Genomic DNA, 19,144 nt, shown 5'->3' on the forward strand with positions numbered 1-19,144 from the left:
GACCGCGACCGTTTGGGGGGCGAAACATGGCAAAAGCGACGACATCCGGAAAGCCGCCGGCGGAACGCGCCAGCGAGGCTCAAAAGCCGATCGAGCCGGTGACCCCGGCGGAAGCAGCGGCCAAGATCGGTGCGGAACCTGCCCCGGCCCCGATCGAGATGCCGTCCGATACGGTCGCCGACGTCGACGCCCCCGTAATCCGGATCGCCAATCGTAGTTTCAGCGCTAGTCCCAAGAAACTCTCGGGGCGCAGGCTGGATGTCCTGCCGGACCTGCCGGATATCCGCGACCGCATCTACCAGCCTCATCTGCGGGCTTTGAGACCGAGCCGGTATCCGTCGATCCCCTTCAAGATCCGCGATCAGGGCAGCAGCAACAGCTGCACGGGCTATGCGCTCGCCCATGCCGTGGACATGCTGCTGCATCGTGCCGGTCTCGACGCGCCGGCGATCAGCGTCAGCGCCCGCATGCTGTACGAAATGGCCAAACTCAACGACGAGTGGACCGGTACCCGCTACGAGGGGTCGAGCATTCGCGGCGCGATCAGCGGCTTCTACCGCAACGGCGTCTGCACCCAGGGACTGGTCGACGACGATGCTACCGATCCGTGGATCCTGACCTATGAAATCGGCAAGGAGGCGCGCCAGAACCGGATCGGCGCCTACTACAGATTGATGCCGGATCTCGCCGACTATCACGCCGCCCTCGACGAGATCGGCGTCATCGTCGCCTCCGCGCAGATTCACTCAGGCTGGGCCAAGCCGGAAAAGAATCAGATCGTGCCGAGCGGCGTGTCCGCCGGTGGCCACGCCTTCGCCATCGTCGGCTATGACGCGACCGGCTTCTGGGTGCTGAACTCCTGGGGCAGTTCCTGGGGCGATGACGGCATTGCCCACTGGTCGTACGAGGACTGGGCCGCGACCGTGATGGATGCCTGGGTGCTTCAGCTCGGCGTCCACGCTCCGACCGCCTTCAGCGCCTTGCCGCGACGCACGCTCGCCAATGCCGGCCTGCTCAAGGAGGCCGCCGCGTCCCCGGTCCGGACGGATATCGTCGGCCATTTCATCAATATCGACGACGGCGCCTACGTCACCGGCGGCCGCTACTATTCGCCGACGCCGGCTGAAATGACCGAGACCGTCAAGCGCCTCGTCGATCCCACATCGAACGAGGGGCAGGGTTACCAGCATCTCGTCATCTACGCCCATGGCGGCCTGAACAGCACCAGCGACGAAGCCAACCGGATCGCCACGTGGAAGCGAAACGCGGTCTTCAGCCGCAACGGGATCTATAACTTCCATCTGATGTGGAACACCGAGGCGATCGGCGAGGTCTTCGGCAAGATGTCCGAGGCGCAGGATGGACGCGTCGCCGGCTTTCTTGGCGACCTCGCCCTCGAGACGCTGCTGCGCCCTCTCGGTCTGCGAGCCTGGCGCAACATGAAGCAGGATGCCACCATGTCCTTCGCCAAGAGCACGAGCTACGATGGCGGCTTCTACGGGCTGAAGCCGCTGCTCCAGGGTCTCGACAAGGCCGGCAAGCGGCCAGTGCTGCACCTGGTCGGCCACAGCGCCGGCTCGATCATGCTGGGCGAACTGCTGGCCGCGATGTCCCGCTTCGGCCTGTCGCAGCTCGAGCTCGGTTCGATCCACCTGATGGCGCCGGCCTGCACCACCGAGTTTTTCCAGGAGACTTATGCACGCTATCTCGCCAAGCCCGGCGGACCGGCGCTGACGGACAGGATCTACCTCTACAATCTCGATGACGAACGCGAGCGGAACGATGTCGTCGGCTGGGGTGGGCCGTTCGGCTACGGTCGTTCGCTCCTCTATCTCGTCTCCCGCGCGTATGAGGAGAAAGCCAATATGCCATTGGCCGGCATGCAGCGCTTCCGCGACGAATTGGGACCCTCAAACAAGATCCGGATCGACTATTCGTCGAGCGCGAACGATAAGCTCGGCCTGACCCGCTCGACCAGTCATGGCGGCTTCGACAATGACGTTGCCACGCTGACGACCATCATGACGCGGATTCTTGGCAAGACCCCGAAAAAGCCTCCGACCAGCGACGAACTGACGGGCTATTGAAAGCCGGCCGTCGGTCTGCAGATACGGCCCGACCCACATCGATGCGGCGTGGCATGTGAATTCGGGTCGGCGATTTGCCGCTCTCACGGCGCGCGGCTGCGCTGCCTGGGAGGCAGGGGCGCATTTGGAACACTTGCAAACTGCGCCGCAGCGACCTTTGCTGGCGAGGGCGCCAACCAAGCGATTGGCACGGCGCTTCAAGTCGTTGTATGCAGCATACAGCAACTGCGGCAAGGGTTCTTGCCACTTCGCCTCCGATCGGCATGACCTGCCGGTCAAATCGATTTAAAGACGATGCCGAAGCGGCGCGAAGGCCGCCTGGCTGCGAGAGGGAATGACGGGATGGCCAAGACGCCGACGAGCAAGACGCCTGGGAAGAAGCCGGTCCGCAAGATCAAGCCGGAGCAGTTGCGCTCGAAAGCCTGGTTCGACAATCCCGCCAATGCCGACATGACCGCGCTCTATATCGAGCGCACCATGAATTTCGGTCTGTCGCGCGAGGAGTTGCAGTCCGGCCGCCCGATCATCGGCATCGCCCAGACCGGCTCCGACATCGCCCCCTGCAACCGCCATCATCTCGAGCTCGCCTCCCGCGTCCGCGACGGCATCCGCGAGATGGGCGGCATTCCATTCGAGTTCCCGATCCATCCGATCCAGGAAACCTGCAAGCGGCCGACCGCCTCGCTCGACCGCAACCTGCAGTATCTCAGCCTGGTCGAGATCCTCTACGGCTACCCGCTCGACGGCGTCGTTCTGACCACCGGCTGCGACAAGACCACGCCGGCCCAGATCATGGCCGCCGCGACGGTCGACATCCCGGCGATCGCCCTGCCCGGCGGGCCGATGCTGAACGGCGACTTCCGCGGCGAGCGCACCGGCTCGGGCACGATCGTCTGGAAGGCGCGCCAGATGATGGCGGCCGGCGAGATCGACTATCGCGGCTTCGTCGATCTTGTTGCCTCGTCCGCGCCATCCGCGGGTCATTGCAACACCATGGGCACGGCCTCGACCATGAATGCGCTCGCCGAGGCGATGGGCATGACCCTACCCGGCGCCGCCGCAATCCCGGCACCCTATCGCGACCGTTACGAGATGGCCTATCTCACCGGCCGCCGCATCGTCGAGATGGTCTGGGAGAACCTGATCCCCTCGAAGATCCTGACACGCGAAGCCTTCGAGAACACCATCGTCATCAATTCGGCGATCGGCGGCTCGACCAATGCCCCGATCCACGTCAACGCCATCGCCAAGCATATCGGCGTCAAGCTCGACAACGAGGACTGGACCAAGATCGGCTACGACACGCCGCTCCTGGTCAACATGCAGCCCGCGGGCGAGTATCTCGGCGAGGACTATTACCGGGCCGGCGGCCTGCCCGCCGTCATCGCCGAGCTGCTCGAGAAGGGCAAACTCAAGCCGGCGATCACCGCCAACGGCCGCACCCATGAGGAGAACTGCAAGGGCTTCTTCGCGATCAATCGCAACGTCATCAAGAGCTACGACGAGCCGATGAAGAAGGAGGCCGGCTTCCTCAACCTCTCCGGCAACCTGTTCGACTCGGCGATCATGAAGACCTCGGTGATCACGCCGGAGTTCCGCAAGCGCTATCTCGAGAACCCGAAGGATCCGATGGCCTTCGAGGGCAAGGCCGTCGTCTTCGACGGGCCGGAGGATTACCATCACCGCATCGACGATCCGGCGCTGGCGATCGACGAGCATACGGTTCTCTTCATCCGCGGCGTCGGCCCGGTCGGCTATCCCGGCGCGGCCGAGGTGGTGAACATGCGGCCGCCGGATTACCTGATCAAGAAAGGTGTCACCGCCCTCGCCTGCGTCGGCGACGGCCGCCAGTCCGGCACCTCGGGCTCGCCCTCGATCCTCAACGCCTCGCCGGAAGCGGCGACCGGCGGCGGGCTGGCGCTGCTCAAGACCGGCGACAAGGTCCGCATCGACCTGAAGAAGCGCACCGCCAACATCCTGATCTCGGACGAGGAGCTGGAGAAGCGCCGCGCCGAGCTCAAGGCGGCCGGCGGCTACAAGTATCCGAAGAGCCAGACGCCCTGGCAGGAGATCCAGCGCAAGATCGTCGACGAACTCTCCGAGGGCATGGTGCTGAAGCCGGCGGTCAAGTACCAGAAGATCCACAAGAAGTTCGGCATTCCGCGCGACAACCACTGACACGGCACAGGGGCGGCGGCGGACCTCCTGCCGCCGGCCATTCCTAACGCGCATCCCGGCTCGCCGGCCGATGCGCGCAAGCGGGGCTGACAAATCGGCTCAGGGACGACAGTATGACGCCCCTGAGCTTATTTGAAACGATTTAAAATGGCTTACACCCCGCAAGTCGACGCGTTTCGCCAACTTCACGCATCCGGCTGCTTCGTCATGCCGAACCCTTGGGACGAGGGCTCGGCTCGCTGGCTGCGTGGCCAGGGCTTCAAGGCTCTTGCTTCGACCAGCGCCGGCTTCGCCTTCACGCAAGGACGTGCCGACCAGGACGTGCCGCGCGACATGATGCTGGCCCATCTCGCCGAACTGGTGAAGGCGGTGCCCGATCTGCCGATCAATGCCGATTTCGAGAATGGCTATGCCGACACGCCCGACGGCGTCGCGGCCAATGTCAAGCTCTGCATCGCGACCGGCGTTGCCGGCCTCTCGATCGAGGACGCCACCGGCCGCGCCGATGAGCCGCTCTATCCCTTCGAGCTCGCCGTCGAGCGCATCCGGGCCGCCCGCCGCGCCGTCGACGAGACCAGCACCGGCGTCGTGCTGACGGCCCGCGCCGAATGCTTCCTCACAGGCCACCCCGACGCGCTGAACGAGTCGGTGCGGCGCATCGAGGCCTACGCCGAGGCCGGCGCCGATGTGCTCTACACCCCCGGCCCGAAGACGGTCGCCGACATCAGCGCCATCGTCACGGCCGCCGGCGGCAAGCCCGTCAACACGCTGGTCTATGGCGATGTCGGCCTCAGCGTCTCCGATATCGCCGCCACCGGCACGCGCCGCATCTCGATCGGGGCGGCTCTGGCGCGCGCCGCCTGGGCCGCCTTTATCGAGGCGACGCGCCTGATCAAGGACGAAGGCAGCTTCAAGGGCTTCGCCGGCAATGGCGCCTCGGCCCCGCTCAACCCGTTCTTCCGCGACGATCTCAAGGCGCGCTCGTGAGCGGGCAGCTTCTCCTTGCCCCGGAATGGCTCGGCAAAAGCGGGCTCTGGCAGGTCGACGCCAAGGGCAAGTGCAAGCCGGTCGACGCCGAGGATGTCGGCCTGTCCGATGCCCTCGCCGACCGGCTGGAGAGCTGGATGGATACCTTCGACGCGATCTATGACGAGGCGAACGAGGCCGCCTCCGATTTCGCCGACGAGGCCGAGCGCATTGCCTGGGAGGAGGAAGGCACGGAGCTCGCCGCCGCCATCGCTGCCGAGCTCGGCCCGGACTGGCATATCACCCACGACTTCACCGCCTGGCGCAGGACGATCAAGGCATGACGACGCTGAACTGGACGCCTCGCCCCTTTCCGCCGGCCAAGGTGCTGCAGGGCCACTATAGCCGGCTGGAGCCGCTCGACCCGGCCCGCCATCTCGACGACATCTGGCAGGCCATGGACGGCCATGAATCGGTCTGGGACTGGCTGCCCGCGACGCTTCCGCCGAGCCGCGACGCCTATCGCGAACTGCTGACGTCGATGGTGGACAAGGCCGGCATCATCCCCTTCGCCGTGATCGACGAGGCCGACGGCAAGGCCAAGGGCCATCTCTGGATGATGGAGATCCGGCCCGAGCACGGCGTCTTCGAGGTCGGCTGGATCACTTATTCGCCCTCAATGCAGCGCACCCGCATGGCGACGGAAGCGGTCTATCTCGTCGGCGACTATGGCTTCTCGCTCGGCTATCGCCGCTATGAGTGGAAGTGCAACAACCGCAACGAACCTTCCAAGCGCGCCGCGCAGCGCTTCGGCTTCCAGTATGAAGGCCTTTTCCGCCAGCATCAGGTGGTCAAGGGCGAAAACCGCGACACCGCCTGGTTCTCGATCCTCGACGGCGAGTGGCCCAAGGTCGGGCAGGCCTTCAGGAACTGGCTCGCGCCGGAGAACTTCGACGCCCAGGGCCAGCAGAAGACCTCCCTGGCCGATTGCATGAAGACGGCCGGAGCCGCCTGAGATGGCCCTTCGTCGCGCCACGATCGACGACATTCCGGCGATCGTCGCGCTGACGCAGGCCGCCTATCTGCCGAACGAGAGCATCATCGGCGTGCCCTCGCTGCCCCGCCTTGCCGACTACCATCAGGTGCTGGCCGAGGACGAAATCTGGCTCGCCGAGAGCGAGGGGACGCTGGACGGTGTCCTCGTGCTCGAGGACGAACCGGCGAAGTTCACGCTCTGGAGCATCGCCGTCTCGCCGGCCGCCACCGGCAGGAAGATCGGCTCGCAACTGATGGACTTCACCGAGGAGCGGGCCAGGGCGCTCGGCCATGACGCCGTCCACCTCTACACCCACGAGAAGCTCACCGACCGCATCGGCTGGTACGAGCGCCTCGGCTACCAGACCACCCATTTCGAGGATCTGCCGGATCGCCGGCTGATCCATATGCGAAAAAGCCTTCGATAACCGGGAAACCAAGGGAAGAAACGACATGGCAGGACGTTTGAAGGGTAAGGTCGCGGTCGTCACCGCTGCCGGCCAGGGCATCGGGCGCGCCATCGCCGAGGCCTTCGTGGCCGAGGGTGCGACCGTCTGGGCCACCGACAAGGACGTCGCCTTGCTAGACGGCATCCCGAAGGCGAAGAAGCGCAAGCTCGACGTGCTCTCGACCAAGGCGGTCGAGGCCTTCGCCGAAAAGGTCGGCACCATCGACATCCTCGTCAACGCCGCCGGCTTCGTCCATCACGGCACCGTGCTCGACTGCGACGACAAGGCCTGGGAGTTCTCCTTCGACCTCAACGTCAAGTCGATGCACCGCACGATCAAGGCCTTTGTCCCCGGCATGCTCGCCGCCGGCAAGGGTTCGATCGTCAATATCGCTTCGGGCGCCGGCTCGGTGCGCGGCATCCCGAACCGCTATGTCTACGGCGCGACCAAGGCGGCGGTGATCGGCCTGACCAAGGCGGTCGCAGCCGACTTCATCAAGAAGGGCGTTCGCGCCAACGCGATCTGCCCCGGTACGATCCAGTCGCCCTCGCTCGACCAGCGCATCGTCGACCTCGCCAAGGTGACCAAGACGACTGAAGCAGCCGCCCGCCAGGCCTTCATCGATCGCCAGCCCATGGGCCGGCTCGGCACCGCCGAGGAGATCGCCTGGCTCGCCGTGTATCTCGCCTCCGATGAGTCCAGCTACACCACCGGCCAGATCCACCTCGCCGATGGCGGCTTCGCGCTCTGATCAGCGCAGGAGAAGCGCCATGCACGTCCTGATCAGCGGCGCCGCCGGCATGATCGGCCAGAGGCTCGCCGCGCGCATCGCCCGCGAGGGCGCCTGTGCCGGCACGCCGCTGACCCGGCTGACGCTGACCGACGTGGTGACGCCACCGCGCCCGGCCGGCTTCGACGGGCCGATCGAGGCCCGCACCGAGGATTCGAGTTCGGCGGCAGTCGCGGTCGAGCTCGCGGCCTTGCGGCCCGACATCGTCTTCCACCTCGCCGCGATCATCTCCGGCGAGGCGGAGCGCGATTTCGACAAGGGCTACCGCATCAATCTTGACGGCATGCGCAATCTGCTGGAGGCGATCCGTCAGGAGAGCGCGAAGAACGGCCCGTATGTGCCCAAGCTCGTCTTCTCCTCGTCCAGCGGCATCTTCGGGGCCCCCTTCCCCCCGGCGATCTCCGACGAGTTCCATGTCACGCCGCTGACCAGCTACGGCGCGCAGAAGGCGATCGGCGAGCTCCTGCTCGCCGACTATTCGCGCCGCGGCTTCGTCGACGGCGTCGGCATTCGCTTCCCCTCGATCGTGATCCGCCCGGGCAAGCCCAACGCCTCGGCCGGCGGCTTCTTCTCCGGCATCATCCGCGAGCCGCTGCAAGGCCAGGAGGCGCTGCTGCCGGTCGCGGACGACGTTATCTTCACCCATGCCTCGCCGCGCTCGGCCGTCGGCTTCCTGCTGCACGGCGCCTCGCTCAGCCGCGAACAGCTCGGCCCGCGTATCAACCTCAGCATGCCGGGCGTCTGCGTCACCGTCGGCGAGCAGATCGAGGCGCTGCGCCGCATCGCCGGCGACAGGGCGGTGAAGCTGATCCGGCGCGCGCCTGACAAGGCGGCCGCCGACATCGTCAAGGGCTGGCCGACGCGCTTCGATGCGAAGCGCGCATTGTCGCTCGGCTTCACGGCCGAGCAGGATTTCGACGAGATCATCCGCGTCCATATCGAGGACGATCTCGGCGGCCGCCTACCCAACTAAATGCAAGAAGCGAAAGATCGGACAAAGACATGCATATCCTCGTCATTGGCGGCGCCGGCATGGTCGGCCGCAAGTTCATCGAGCGCCTGGCGCGAGACGGCGGCCTCGGCGGCAAGGCGATCGACAAGGTGACCGCGCAGGACGTTTTCCCCGCCTCGGCGCCGGCGAACGCACCCTTCGCCTTCGAATCGCTGACCTCCGATCTCTCGCAGCCCGGCGAAGCCGAGAAGCTGATCGCCTCGCGCCCCGAGCTGATCGTGCATCTCGCCGCGATCGTCTCGGGCGAAGCCGAGGCCGATTTCGACAAGGGCTACCGCATCAATCTCGACGGCACGCGCTATCTCTTCGACGCCATCCGCCTTGTCGGCGACGGCTACAAGCCGCGCGTGATCTTCACTTCCTCGATCGCCGTCTTCGGCGCGCCCTTCCATGACAAGATCGAGGACGAGTTCTTCACCACGCCGCTGACCAGCTACGGCACGCAGAAGGCGATCGGCGAGCTCCTGCTCAGCGACTATTCCCGCCGCGGCTTCTTCGACGGCGTGGGCATCCGCCTGCCGACGATCTGCGTCAGGCCCGGCGCGCCGAACAAGGCCGCCTCCGGCTTCTTCTCCAACATCATCCGCGAGCCGCTCAACGGCCAGGAGGCGGTGCTGCCGGTTTCCGACCAGGTCCGCCACTGGCATGCCTCGCCTCGCTCGGCGGTCGGCTTCCTCGTCCACGCCGCGACGATGGACACGAACGCGATCGGCCCGCGCCGCGCGCTGACCATGCCGGGCTACTCCGCTACCGTCGCCGAGCAGATCGAGGCGCTGCGCAAGGTCGCCGGCGAGAGCGTCGTCAAGCGCATCAAGCGCGTGCCCGATCCGGTGATCGACGCCATCGTCGCCGGCTGGCCGCGCAATTTCGACGCGAAGCGCGCGCCGGCGCTCGGCTTCAAGGCGGAATCGAGCTTCGAGGAGATCATCCGCGCCCATATCGACGACGAGCTCGGCGGCACCTTCGTCGCGTAACGACCGGACTCCACAGTCATGCTCGCCCTTGTGGCGAGCATCCACGTCTTGAACACCGCAATGCAGGAAGACGTGGATGGTCGGGACAAGCCCGACCATGACGGAATGAGGCGAACCTCTCTCAGGGCAGCTTCTTCAGCATCAGCGGTGCGCCGACGGCCGGGTCCTTGCGCCATTGCCCGCCTTCGAAGACCAGCTCGATCTTGTGGCCCTTGCGGGCGATCAGCTCGAGCCGGCCGGCCTCGTAGCGCCAGGCGACCGGCGAGAATATCGTCAGCCCAGTGTCCGGACAAAGCCCGTCGAAGCTTGTCGTGTAGGCTCCCGCATTGGCGGAGGGCGAGGTCGAGAGCACGAGCTTGCAGACATCGCGGCCGACCTGCCGCATCACGGTATAGCGCCCGGGCACCGTCGTCGCAGCGGGCGCGCTGGCCGGATCGACCACGGTTGGGCGTGCCGCCGCTGTTGCCGCAAGCTCGGCCCCTCCTGGCGCCGGGCGCTGTTGCGCCCGCACATGGCCCGTCGGATCGAGCCCGTAGTCCGCCCCGTCGCTGCCCTTGCCGCGCCGCCCCGGATCGGCCCTGCCGCTGAAGACGATCACCGGCTTGCCATGGCCGTCGAGCAGCCTTGGAGCGCCATCGACCACATCCCAGGCGACGACCCCGGTGAGGATCGGCAGGGCCCGCCGACACGTCGCCGGGAATCTGACCTGGCGCCCCTGCCCGGCCGCCTCGGTGCCGAACGTCACCGTGCACTCGCGCGCCGCACCGAGCTTGTCGAGGTCCCAGGCGCCGATGAACGGCTTCAGCGCCTCGGGCGCCTTCTCGGCGCCGCGTGGCAACGCCTGCGTCTGCGCCACCGCCGGCGAGACGGCGAGCAGTGCCAAAGCGGCGATCGCTACGCTCGGCCGCATCCAGTGCATTCCAGTCGTGATCAGGCTTTTGTCCATGGCGTCTCGGCAACCGGTGTCAAAGGACCCTTGCCATCGAACCATGAAACCAGATTGTCGACCAGAAGCTGACCCATCTGTTCGCGCGTATGCACGGATGCCGAGCCGACATGCGGCAAGAGCACGATATGATCCATTGCGATCAGCTCGGCCGGGACGCGCGGCTCGTCCTCGAACACGTCGAGGCCGGCGGAGAGGATGGTCTTGGCCTTCAGCGCCTCGATCAGCGCCTGCTCGTCGATCACCGTGCCGCGGCCGACATTGACGACGATGCCGTTCGGGCCGAGCGCCTTCAGCACCTCGGCATTGATGATGTGGTAGGTCGACTCGCCGCCCGGCGCGACCGAGACCAGCGTGTCGACATCCTGAGCCATTTCGACCAGCGAGGGGTAGTAGCGGTAGGCGACGTCGGCCTGGCGCGAGCGGCCGTGATAGGCGATCGGCACGTCGAAGGCTTCGAGCCGGCGCGCCACCGCCTTGCCGATCCGGCCGAGGCCGACGATGCCGATCTTGCGCTTGCGCAGCGAGGTGGTGAGCGGATAGGCGCCCGAGAGCCACTTGCCGGCGCGCAGATAGCGGTCGACCTGCGGCAGCTGGCGCACGGTGGAGAGCAGCAGGCCGATGGCAAGATCGGCGACCTCGTCGGTCAGCACATCCGGCGTGTTGGTGACGATGATCCCGCGCTTGCCGGCGGCGACGGCATCGACATTGTCGTAGCCGACGCCAAAATTCGAGACGACTTCCAGCTTCGGCAGCGCATCGAACAGCGCGTCGTCGATCCGTACATGCGCGCCGCCGCCGGCGACGCCGCGCACCCGGTCCTTGACGGCTGCCAGAGCCGCCGCGCGGTCCTGCTCCTTCCAGAGCTCGTGCACGATGAAGCGTGCCTTCAGCTGGTCGGCGGCATAGGCCATCAGCGGCCCGGTCATGATGATCTCGATCTTGCTCTGCGCGGTCATGGCCCTGCTTTCCTGGAACGCCTGCGTGACTTGATTTCAAATTCTTAAAACGATTAGATCAACCTAGCGACCCGCATGTCGCCGGGGAATTCCCACAGCCGCAGACAGGGCTGCTCGCAGAGCCGGTTATGCCATCGCGGCTCCGCTGTCGATTCAACCCGATATAGTATGATTTAATCACGCGGTTTTGCCTGCATCTGCATCAGCTCGACCGGCGAGCAGACGCAAGGTGCTGTTCAGGCTGTCGATCACCAGCCCACTCATCCGCGCTGCCGCCAAGTCGCCGTCGCGTTGTACGATCGCGTCAAGAACGCGTTCGTGATCGACCAGGGAAGCGGTGAAGAAGAACTGGTCGTCCGGAGCCTTGAGAAAGAGCGACCACTGGATCGTCGCGCAAACCGCAGGCGCGAGGCACTGCAGCGGTGGATTGCGGGTCGCGGCGAAGATCGCCTCGTGGAAGGCAAGATCGGCATTGACGGTCGGCTCGGCATAGGGCGGGTTTTCGGCCATGCCGCGAAAGGCCGCCTCGATCCGGCGCAGATCGGCATCGCTGCGCCGCTGCGCCGCCAGCCGGGCTGCGCTGGGCTCGACGAAGAGCCGAAGCTCGAACAGGTCGCGGATGAATTTCTCGTTGGGATCGGCCTTGAAGTGCCAGGCGAGCACATCGGGGTCGAGCAGATTCCAGGTCTCGCGTGGCGCCACCCGCGTGCCGCTCTTCGGCCTGGCCTCGACCAGCCCCTTGCCGGACAGAAACTTCACGGCCTCGCGATAAGCGGTGCGCGAGACCGAGATCTCGCCCTTCAGATCGTCCTCGTTCGGCAGCAGCGCTCCCGCGGGCGAGGCGCCGGTGATGATTGCGACCGCGAGCCTGTGCGCAACCTGGCTGAACAGCCGGTCGGGATTGAGCCTCGTCGCGCGCACTTTGACATGAAGCTGCATCGAACCGCGCTTTCCTCCGTGATCGCCAGCCTGCGAGAGCTCGCTCCGCGGCCGGTCCAGCGCTTGACACGCCTGTTTCTATCGTATGACTTTATCCGGGAACGAGGTTGACGCAACAGGCGGCTCGCCTGGGTTGGGTGGCCTCGTCTCGATCGGCCGTCAGAAGCCGATGTTCTGCAACGCCGCCGGCGGGGATTGTGTCAGGCACCCCGGGGCAACCTGAAGAGCGGGAGAAACAACCAAGATGGCATCCGTCCAGATTGCCGACGTGCGCAAGGCCTATGGTTCGACGCAGGTCATTCACGGCGTCGACATCGACATCAACGATGGCGAGTTCGTCATCCTCGTCGGCCCCTCGGGCTGCGGAAAATCGACCTTGCTGCGCATGATCGCCGGCCTCGAGAACATCTCGGGCGGCGAGATCCGGATCGGACCGCGCGTCGTCAACGACGTGCCGCCGAAGGAGCGCGACATCGCCATGGTGTTCCAGAACTATGCGCTCTATCCGCATATGACGGTGGCCGACAACATGGCCTTCTCGATGAAGCTGCGGAAGGCGCCGAAGGCCGAGATCGACGAGCGCGTCAACAAGGCCGCCGGCATTCTCGGGCTCGACAAGCTGCTCGACCGCTATCCGCGCCAGCTCTCCGGCGGCCAGCGCCAGCGCGTCGCCATGGGCCGCGCCATCGTGCGCGATCCGCAGGTCTTTCTCTTCGACGAACCGCTGTCGAACCTCGACGCCAAGCTGCGCGTGCAGATGCGCACCGAGATCAAGGAACTGCACCAGCGCCTCAAGACCACAACGGTCTACGTCACCCACGACCAGATCGAGGCCATGACCATGGCCGACAAGATCGTCGTGATGCATGACGGCATCGTCGAGCAGATGGGCGCCCCGCTCGACCTCTATGACAACCCGGCGAATCTCTTCGTCGCCGCCTTCATCGGCTCGCCGTCGATGAACCTGCTGAAGGGCACGATCCGCGCCAACGGCTTCGAGACCCAGGGCGGCGTGATCTGGCCGGTCGGCAAGCATCCGGCGGATTCGAACGACCGGGCCGCGGTGCTCGGCATCCGTCCAGAGCATCTCATTCTCGACCCCGCCGGCCTGCCGGCCGAGGTCGTGGTCATCGAGCCGATGGGCTCGGAGACGCAGGTCGTCGTCCGCTGCGGCGGGCAGGACCTGACCTGCGTCTTCCGCGAACGCATCACCGCCAAGCCCGGCGAGACGATCAAGATCCGGCCCGACACCTCGGTCACCCATCTGTTCGACGCCGCGACCGGCAAGCGGATCTGATTTTCATGGCCGCCGCACGGGGAACACCCCGGCGGCGGCGATGGCCCACAAAAACGCGACGAGGCTCCCATGCAGGGCCTCGCGGCAACCCGGAGGAGTGAAGCAATGAGCATTTCCAGACGTGACGTACTGATCGGCGGCGCAGGGCTCGCAGCCGGCGCTACCCTTGCCGCGCCGTCGATCGCCCAGACAGCCAATATCGAGAAGGGCGCGACGCTGCGCGTGCTGCGCCCGACCAAATTCGTCGATCCCGACCAGACGATCTTCAACGAGAACACCGAAGCATTCACCAAGGCGACCGGCGTCCAGGTCCGTGTCGACTATGCGAGCTGGGAGGACCTGCGCCCGCAGACCGCCGTCACCGCCAATACCGGCGCCGGCCCCGACGTCGTCGTCGGCTGGGCCGACGACCCGCACATCTTCGCCGACAAGCTGATCGACCTGACTGCTGTCGCCGAGGATCTCGGCAAGAAATACGGCGGCTGGTACCCGGTCGCCGAGAAGTACGGCAAGAAGGACAAGACCAATACCTGGATCTCGATCCCGATGGGCGGCTCCGGCGGCCCGGCGGTCTATCGCGAATCCTGGGTCAAGGAGGCGGGCTTCGACAAGTTCCCGACCGACCATGCCGGCTTCCTCGACCTCTGCCGCAAGCTCAAGGCCAAGGGTCATCCCGCCGGCTTTGCGCTCGGCAACGCCGTCGGTGACGGCAACTCCTTCTGCAACTGGCTGGTCTGGTCGCATGGCGGCTACATGGTCGACGAGAACAACAAGGTCGCGATCAACAGCAAGGAGACGATCGAGGCGCTGAAATACGCCAAGGCGCTCTACGAGACCTTCATCCCCGGCACGCTCTCCTGGCTCGACATCAGCAACAACAAGGCGCTGACGGCCGGCGAAATCGGCCTGACCCAGAACGGCGTCTCGCTCTACTTCTCGATCAAGAACTCGAAGGACGAGAAGACCGCGGAGATCGGCAAGGATCTCAACCATGCGCCGATGCCGATCGGCGCCGGTGTCGGCCGGCCGACCGAGACGGCGCTGGTAATCAACGCCATGGTGTTCAAGCACACCAAGTTCCCGAACGCGGCCAAGGAATATCTGCGCTTCATGATGGAGAAGGAGCAGTACGACAAGTGGCTGACCGGCTGCTTCGGCTACTGGACCCAGCCGCTGAAGGGCTATGCGCAAAGCAAGGTCTGGGAGAGCGATCCCAAGATCCTGGTCTATCGCGACACCTGGGAGCGGGCTCTGTGGAGCGGCTACAAGGGCGCGATCACCGAGGCTGCCGGCACCGTCAACGCCGAATACGTCATGGTCCAGATGGTCGCGTCCGTCTGCGCCGGCCAGGCGACGCCCGAGCAGGCGGCCGCCGAAGCCGAGCGCCGCGCCAAGCGCTACTATCGCACCTGATCCGTCGACACCGCGCCGCTGGATAGCCGGCGGCGCGGCTCCATCACGGGATAAAGCGCCATGACGATTGCGGCCGAAGCCCGGCCGGCCACCCAGCCCGAGCAAAGCTGGCTGGTCAGGCTGTTCGACTACAAGCCATTCCTGATCTTCATCTGCCTGCTACCGGCGCTCGGCCTGCTATTGGTCTTCCTGAGCTATCCGCTCGGCCTCGGGGTCTGGCTCGCCTTCACCGATACGCGCATCGGCCGCAGCGGCGTCTTCATCGGCTTCGAGAACTTCGAGTCGCTCTGGCACGACCCGGTCTTCATCACCTCGGTCTGGAACACGCTGCTCTATACCGGCGTCGCCACCGTCGGGAAATTCGGGCTCGGCCTCTGGCTGGCACTGCTGCTCAACAACAACCTGCCGTTCAAGTCGCTGCTGCGCGCGCTGATCCTGGTGCCGTGGATCGTGCCGACCGTGCTCTCGGCCATCGCCTTCTGGTGGATCTACGATCCGCAGTTCTCGATCATCTCCTATGTGCTGGTCGACGTGCTCGGCTGGCGCGACACCTATATCGACTTCCTCGGCTCGCCCTGGCCGGCCCGCTGGTCGCTGATTGCCGCCAATGTCTGGCGCGGCATCCCCTTCGTCGCGATCTCGCTGCTCGCCGGCCTGCAGACGATCTCGCCGGCGCTTTACGAGGCGGCGATGCTCGACGGCGCCAATGCCTGGCAGCGCTTCCGGCATGTCACCCTGCCGATGCTGATGCCGATCCTGGCGATCGTGCTGACCTTCTCGGTGCTGTTCACCTTCACCGACTTCCAGCTGGTCTACGCCATCACCCGCGGCGGGCCGATCAACTCGACCCATCTGATGGCCACCCTCGCCTTCCAGCGCGGCATCCCCGGCGGCCAGCTGGGCGAGGGCGCGGCGATCGCGGTGGCGATGATCCCCTTCCTCGTGATGGCGACGCTGTTCAGCTACTACGCGCTTGCCCGCCGCAAATGGCAGCAGGGAGAAGACAATGACTGACCAGGCCTCCCCTGCCGCGCGCCCGCAGCTTGTCGACAAGGAGCGGACGGGCGTGATCGACTGGTCCTCGGGACCGCGTCGCTTCATCACGCTCTATCTGCCGCTCTCGATCTTCGTGATCGTGCTGCTGTTCCCGTTCTACTGGATGGCGATCACGGCGATCAAACCGAACGGCGAATTGCTCGACTACAAGAACAACAACCCGTTCTGGGTAAAGTCGCCGACGCTGGACAATATCAACAAGCTGCTCTTCCAGACCGACTACCCGCAATGGCTGCTGACGACGATGACGGTGGCGACGGTCGCGACCGCGCTCTCGCTCTTCGCCAGCGTGCTCGCCGCCTATGCCATCCAGCGCCTGAAGTTCAAGGGCTCGAACTATGTCGGCCTTGCCATCTACCTGGCCTATCTGGTGCCGCCCTCGATCCTGTTCATCCCGCTGGCGACGCTGATCTTCCAGTTCGGCCTGTACGACTCGCAGCTCGCGCTGATCCTGACATATCCGACCTTCCTGATCCCGTTCTGCACCTGGCTCCTGATCGGCTACTTCAAGTCGATCCCCTACGAGCTCGAGGAATGCGCCATGATCGACGGCGCGACGAGACTGCAGACACTCTGGAAGATCACCCTGCCGCTGGCGCTTCCGGGACTGATCTCGGCCGGCATCTTCGCCTTCACCCTGTCCTGGAACGAATTCATCTACGCGCTCGCCTTCATCCAGTCGGCCGAGAAGAAGACCGTGCCGGTCGCGGTGCTGACCCAGCTCGTCGAGGGCGACGTCTATCATTGGGGCTCGCTGATGGCCGGCGCGCTGCTCGGCTCGATCCCCGTCGCGATCCTTTATTCGTTCTTCGTCGACTACTACGTCGCCTCGATGACGGGTGCGGTGAAGGAGTAGCTTCCGGCGGGCGGCTAGGCCGCCCGCCTTCCAACCAAGGCAAATCGTCGTGACCTCAATCGCCTTCGTCGGGCTCGGCGCCATGGGCGCGCCGATGGCCGAGAATCTCGTCAAGCGCCAGTTCCGCGTCACCGGCTTCGACATGCGGGAGAGCGCCCGGACCGCGCTCGTCGCAGCCGGCGGCCAGGCCGCCGACAGTGCTGCCGCCGCGGCTGAAGGAGCCGAGGCGCTCGTCCTGATGGTGGTCAACGCTGCACAGGCCCGCTCGGTCCTGTTCGACGCCGGCGCGCTCGATGCGCTGGCTCCGGGCGCCACCGTCATCCTGATGGCGACCTGCCCGCCCGGCGAGGTCGAGACCATCGCCGAGGCCGTGACCAAGACCGGCCGGCATTTCGTCGATGCGCCGGTCTCGGGCGGCGTCAAGGGCGCGCAGGGCGGCACGCTGACCATCATGGTCGGCGCCCCCGCCGACAGCTTCGCCAAGGCCAAGCCCGTGCTCGACGCGATGGGCGACAAGGTCTTCCATGTCGGGCGGAAGCCGGGCCAGGGCGCGACGGTGAAAACCGTCAACCAGTTGCTCTGCGGCGTTCATATCGCGGTCGCGGCGGAGGCGCTGTCGCTGGCGCAGAAGGCCGGCATCGACGGCGCCCTGCTGTTCGAGATCATGGGCGGCTCGGCCGCCTCGTCCTGGATGCTGAAAGACCGCGGCCCACGCATGCTCGAAGACGAGCCGCCGGTCGCCAGCGCCGTCGACATCTTCGTCAAGGACCTCGGCATCGTCCTCGACGCCGGCCGCGCCGCCAAGGCAGCCTTGCCGCTGGCAGCAGCCGCGCACCAGATGTTCCTCGCCGCCTCCGGCCTTGGCCATGGCGGGCGCGACGACTCGCATGTGGTGCGCGCCTATCGGGCGCTGAACCGCAAGCCGGACAACGATGCGTGAGCTAAGGCATTTTCAAGCGAACTGGGCACCGGTTCGCGTAACGAAAATGCGTCAAACCAAAGACCTGGCGTATGTCCGCGTTTCTGAGAAACTCGAAGATACGCCAGCTTCAGCGCGCCGCCTTCGGCGGCGCCGTGGTCCCGCGCACCACCAGCTCCGGGGTCAGCACGGCGCGCTGCGGCGGTGCCGCTGGATCGGCGATGCGGCGGAGCAGCATCTCCGCGGTCTTGCGGCCCATCTCGTCCTGGAAGTTCTTGACCGTGGTCAAGGCGGGATACCATTGCGAGGCTTCCTGAACATCGTCGCAGCCGATGATCGAGAAGTCCGCACCAGCTTCCAAGCCGCGATGGCGCAGGCCGAGCATGGCGCCGAAGGCGGTAAGATCGTTGAAGCAGATCGCGGCCGTCGGCGGGTTCGCGGCGTCGAGCACCTTCTGGACGCCCTTCAGCCCATTCTCGCGCGTGCCATAGGCCGAGTAGACGATCGTGGGGTCGAGCGGCAGCCCATGCTTGGCCAGGGTCTCGCAATAGCCGCGATAGCGGTTGCGCCCGGTCGAGATCAGCGGGCTTTCGCCGAGAAAGGCGATGCGGGTGTGGCCGAGGCCGATGAGATGCTCGACGGCCAGCACCGTGCCGTGCCGGTCGTCCGAGCCGACGAAGTCCAGCCCGATGCCGGGAATCTCGCGCGAGAGCTGGACCAGTGGCACTTGCGCCGCCATCAGATGCTGCAGCGTCTCCGCCGTGGTGCCGCCGGCCGGGCAGATGATCATGCCGTCGGGGCGATATTCCTTGAGCGTGGTCAGGACGCGGTCCTGCCGCTGGAGGTTCTCGGCATAGGTGCCGAGCAGGATCGAGCGGCCATGCGCCGCTGCCGTCTCCTCGATCGCCGCGAGCAGCTCGGCGAAATAGGGATTGGTGATGTCGTGGAAGCCGACGCCCAGGATATTGGTCCGGTCGGTCCGCAGCGAGGCCGCGCTGCGGTTGTAGCTATATCCCATCTCGCGCGCGATCTGCTGCACCCGAAGGCGGGTGCCGTCGGCGACCAGCGGACTTTCGCGCAGAGCAAGAGAAACTGTCGCGGTCGAGACCTCCAGCCGATCGGCGATGATCTGCAAGGTAACGCGACCCCGGCCACCGGGCTTTACACCCGCCTTCCCCGCCCCCGAAGGGTCGCGCGAGTGTCCGTCATTCGCCATCGAACGCTTCTCCTGAAGCCGGTAAGCCGATGCATTCAACCAGTTCTTGGCC

General features: G+C 65.8%; 18 protein-coding genes. 14 read left to right on the forward strand and 4 right to left on the reverse strand.

Annotation, left to right across the window (positions count from 1 at the left end; translation table 11 throughout):
- Positions 1 to 26: 26 nt before the first annotated feature.
- The 9 genes from CXY91_RS22615 (at position 27) to denD (CXY91_RS22655) (ending at position 9,491) form a co-directional block, all read left to right on the forward strand.
- Complete coding sequence (locus CXY91_RS22615; RefSeq protein ID WP_248307604.1) at positions 27 to 2,087, forward strand: C1 family peptidase; 2,061 nt, start codon at positions 27 to 29, stop codon at positions 2,085 to 2,087.
- Between the two features lie 342 nt (positions 2,088 to 2,429).
- Complete coding sequence (locus CXY91_RS22620; RefSeq protein WP_100963552.1) at positions 2,430 to 4,265, forward strand: IlvD/Edd family dehydratase; 1,836 nt, start codon at positions 2,430 to 2,432, stop codon at positions 4,263 to 4,265.
- Between the two features lie 147 nt (positions 4,266 to 4,412).
- Entirely contained in the window at positions 4,413 to 5,252 is an 840-nt protein-coding gene (locus tag CXY91_RS22625; RefSeq protein ID WP_100963554.1) for an isocitrate lyase/PEP mutase family protein, read from the forward strand.
- Complete coding sequence (locus CXY91_RS22630) at positions 5,249 to 5,575, forward strand: hypothetical protein (protein ID WP_100963556.1); 327 nt, start codon at positions 5,249 to 5,251, stop codon at positions 5,573 to 5,575. Before CXY91_RS22625 ends, CXY91_RS22630 begins: the two co-directional genes overlap by 4 nt.
- A complete protein-coding gene (locus tag CXY91_RS22635; RefSeq protein ID WP_100963558.1) occupies positions 5,572 to 6,246 on the forward strand; it encodes a GNAT family N-acetyltransferase in 675 nt (224 codons plus the stop codon). Before CXY91_RS22630 ends, CXY91_RS22635 begins: the two co-directional genes overlap by 4 nt.
- 1 nt (position 6,247) lies before the next feature.
- Positions 6,248 to 6,694, forward strand: coding sequence for a GNAT family N-acetyltransferase (locus CXY91_RS22640; RefSeq protein ID WP_100963560.1), 447 nt, complete (start codon positions 6,248 to 6,250; stop codon positions 6,692 to 6,694).
- A gap of 25 nt (positions 6,695 to 6,719) precedes the next feature.
- The gene (locus tag CXY91_RS22645; RefSeq protein WP_091836469.1) at positions 6,720 to 7,466 is read left to right on the forward strand and encodes an SDR family oxidoreductase; all 747 of its coding nucleotides are present in this window, start codon (positions 6,720 to 6,722) and stop codon (positions 7,464 to 7,466) included.
- Between the two features lie 19 nt (positions 7,467 to 7,485).
- Positions 7,486 to 8,478 carry a D-erythronate dehydrogenase gene (gene denD, locus CXY91_RS22650; RefSeq protein WP_100963562.1) on the forward strand — a complete coding sequence of 331 codons (993 nt, stop codon included), beginning with the start codon at positions 7,486 to 7,488 and terminating at the stop codon, positions 8,476 to 8,478.
- Positions 8,479 to 8,507: 29 nt separating this feature from the next.
- Positions 8,508 to 9,491: a D-erythronate dehydrogenase gene (gene denD / locus CXY91_RS22655; protein ID WP_100963564.1), complete on the forward strand. Its 984-nt coding sequence runs from the start codon at positions 8,508 to 8,510 to the stop codon at positions 9,489 to 9,491.
- Between the two features lie 121 nt (positions 9,492 to 9,612).
- Here denD (CXY91_RS22655) and CXY91_RS22660 read toward each other — a convergent pair whose 3' ends face one another.
- The 3 genes from CXY91_RS22660 to CXY91_RS22670 all read right to left on the reverse strand — a co-directional run bounded on the left by CXY91_RS22660 (position 9,613) and on the right by CXY91_RS22670 (position 12,335).
- The gene (locus tag CXY91_RS22660; protein WP_158673552.1) at positions 9,613 to 10,437 is read right to left on the reverse strand and encodes an AprI/Inh family metalloprotease inhibitor; all 825 of its coding nucleotides are present in this window, start codon (positions 10,435 to 10,437) and stop codon (positions 9,613 to 9,615) included.
- Entirely contained in the window at positions 10,422 to 11,396 is a 975-nt protein-coding gene (locus CXY91_RS22665) for a 2-hydroxyacid dehydrogenase (RefSeq protein WP_100963568.1), read from the reverse strand. Before CXY91_RS22665 ends, CXY91_RS22660 begins: the two co-directional genes overlap by 16 nt.
- Positions 11,397 to 11,573: 177 nt before the next feature.
- Positions 11,574 to 12,335: a FadR/GntR family transcriptional regulator gene (locus CXY91_RS22670; RefSeq protein WP_100963570.1), complete on the reverse strand. Its 762-nt coding sequence runs from the start codon at positions 12,333 to 12,335 to the stop codon at positions 11,574 to 11,576.
- A gap of 244 nt (positions 12,336 to 12,579) precedes the next feature.
- On the opposite strand from CXY91_RS22670, the gene CXY91_RS22675 reads away from it, so the two are divergent.
- From CXY91_RS22675 to CXY91_RS22695, 5 genes are all read left to right on the forward strand, one after another.
- Entirely contained in the window at positions 12,580 to 13,632 is a 1,053-nt protein-coding gene (locus CXY91_RS22675; RefSeq protein ID WP_100963572.1) for an ABC transporter ATP-binding protein, read from the forward strand.
- Positions 13,633 to 13,737: 105 nt separating this feature from the next.
- Entirely contained in the window at positions 13,738 to 15,045 is a 1,308-nt protein-coding gene (locus CXY91_RS22680; RefSeq protein WP_091836484.1) for an ABC transporter substrate-binding protein, read from the forward strand.
- 60 nt (positions 15,046 to 15,105) lie between these two features.
- Positions 15,106 to 16,059, forward strand: coding sequence for a carbohydrate ABC transporter permease (locus CXY91_RS22685; RefSeq protein WP_100963574.1), 954 nt, complete (start codon positions 15,106 to 15,108; stop codon positions 16,057 to 16,059).
- On the forward strand, positions 16,052 to 16,957 hold the full coding sequence (locus CXY91_RS22690; protein ID WP_091836488.1) for a carbohydrate ABC transporter permease: 906 nt from the start codon (positions 16,052 to 16,054) through the stop codon (positions 16,955 to 16,957). The genes CXY91_RS22685 and CXY91_RS22690 overlap by 8 nt, the downstream gene beginning before the upstream one ends.
- A 43-nt stretch (positions 16,958 to 17,000) precedes the next feature.
- Complete coding sequence (locus tag CXY91_RS22695) at positions 17,001 to 17,897, forward strand: NAD(P)-dependent oxidoreductase (RefSeq protein ID WP_100963576.1); 897 nt, start codon at positions 17,001 to 17,003, stop codon at positions 17,895 to 17,897.
- A gap of 109 nt (positions 17,898 to 18,006) precedes the next feature.
- Here the strand turns inward: CXY91_RS22695 and CXY91_RS22700 are convergent, their stop codons facing one another.
- Positions 18,007 to 19,092 carry a LacI family DNA-binding transcriptional regulator gene (locus CXY91_RS22700; protein WP_100963805.1) on the reverse strand — a complete coding sequence of 362 codons (1,086 nt, stop codon included), beginning with the start codon at positions 19,090 to 19,092 and terminating at the stop codon, positions 18,007 to 18,009.
- Positions 19,093 to 19,144: the final 52 nt, after the last annotated feature.

Source organism: Allobosea sp. FBZP-16 (genome assembly GCF_002831785.1).
Classification (GTDB): domain Bacteria; phylum Pseudomonadota; class Alphaproteobacteria; order Rhizobiales; family Beijerinckiaceae; genus Allobosea; species Allobosea lupini.

Excerpts from the sequence above, each read along its gene's own strand:
- CXY91_RS22615 (WP_248307604.1), top strand. The coding sequence starts at position 27 with ATGGCAAAAGCGACGACATCCGGAAAGCCGCCGGCGGAACGCGCCAGC.
- CXY91_RS22620 (WP_100963552.1), top strand. The coding sequence starts at position 2,430 with ATGGCCAAGACGCCGACGAGCAAGACGCCTGGGAAGAAGCCGGTCCGC.
- CXY91_RS22625 (WP_100963554.1), top strand. The coding sequence starts at position 4,413 with ATGGCTTACACCCCGCAAGTCGACGCGTTTCGCCAACTTCACGCATCC.
- CXY91_RS22635 (WP_100963558.1), top strand. The coding sequence starts at position 5,572 with ATGACGACGCTGAACTGGACGCCTCGCCCCTTTCCGCCGGCCAAGGTG.
- CXY91_RS22640 (WP_100963560.1), top strand. The coding sequence starts at position 6,248 with ATGGCCCTTCGTCGCGCCACGATCGACGACATTCCGGCGATCGTCGCG.
- CXY91_RS22645 (WP_091836469.1), top strand. The coding sequence starts at position 6,720 with ATGGCAGGACGTTTGAAGGGTAAGGTCGCGGTCGTCACCGCTGCCGGC.
- denD (WP_100963562.1), top strand. The coding sequence starts at position 7,486 with ATGCACGTCCTGATCAGCGGCGCCGCCGGCATGATCGGCCAGAGGCTC.
- denD (WP_100963564.1), top strand. The coding sequence starts at position 8,508 with ATGCATATCCTCGTCATTGGCGGCGCCGGCATGGTCGGCCGCAAGTTC.
- CXY91_RS22660 (WP_158673552.1), bottom strand. The coding sequence starts at position 10,437 with ATGGACAAAAGCCTGATCACGACTGGAATGCACTGGATGCGGCCGAGC.
- CXY91_RS22665 (WP_100963568.1), bottom strand. The coding sequence starts at position 11,396 with ATGACCGCGCAGAGCAAGATCGAGATCATCATGACCGGGCCGCTGATG.
- CXY91_RS22670 (WP_100963570.1), bottom strand. The coding sequence starts at position 12,335 with ATGCAGCTTCATGTCAAAGTGCGCGCGACGAGGCTCAATCCCGACCGG.
- CXY91_RS22675 (WP_100963572.1), top strand. The coding sequence starts at position 12,580 with ATGGCATCCGTCCAGATTGCCGACGTGCGCAAGGCCTATGGTTCGACG.
- CXY91_RS22680 (WP_091836484.1), top strand. The coding sequence starts at position 13,738 with ATGAGCATTTCCAGACGTGACGTACTGATCGGCGGCGCAGGGCTCGCA.
- CXY91_RS22685 (WP_100963574.1), top strand. The coding sequence starts at position 15,106 with ATGACGATTGCGGCCGAAGCCCGGCCGGCCACCCAGCCCGAGCAAAGC.
- CXY91_RS22690 (WP_091836488.1), top strand. The coding sequence starts at position 16,052 with ATGACTGACCAGGCCTCCCCTGCCGCGCGCCCGCAGCTTGTCGACAAG.
- CXY91_RS22700 (WP_100963805.1), bottom strand. The coding sequence starts at position 19,092 with ATGGCGAATGACGGACACTCGCGCGACCCTTCGGGGGCGGGGAAGGCG.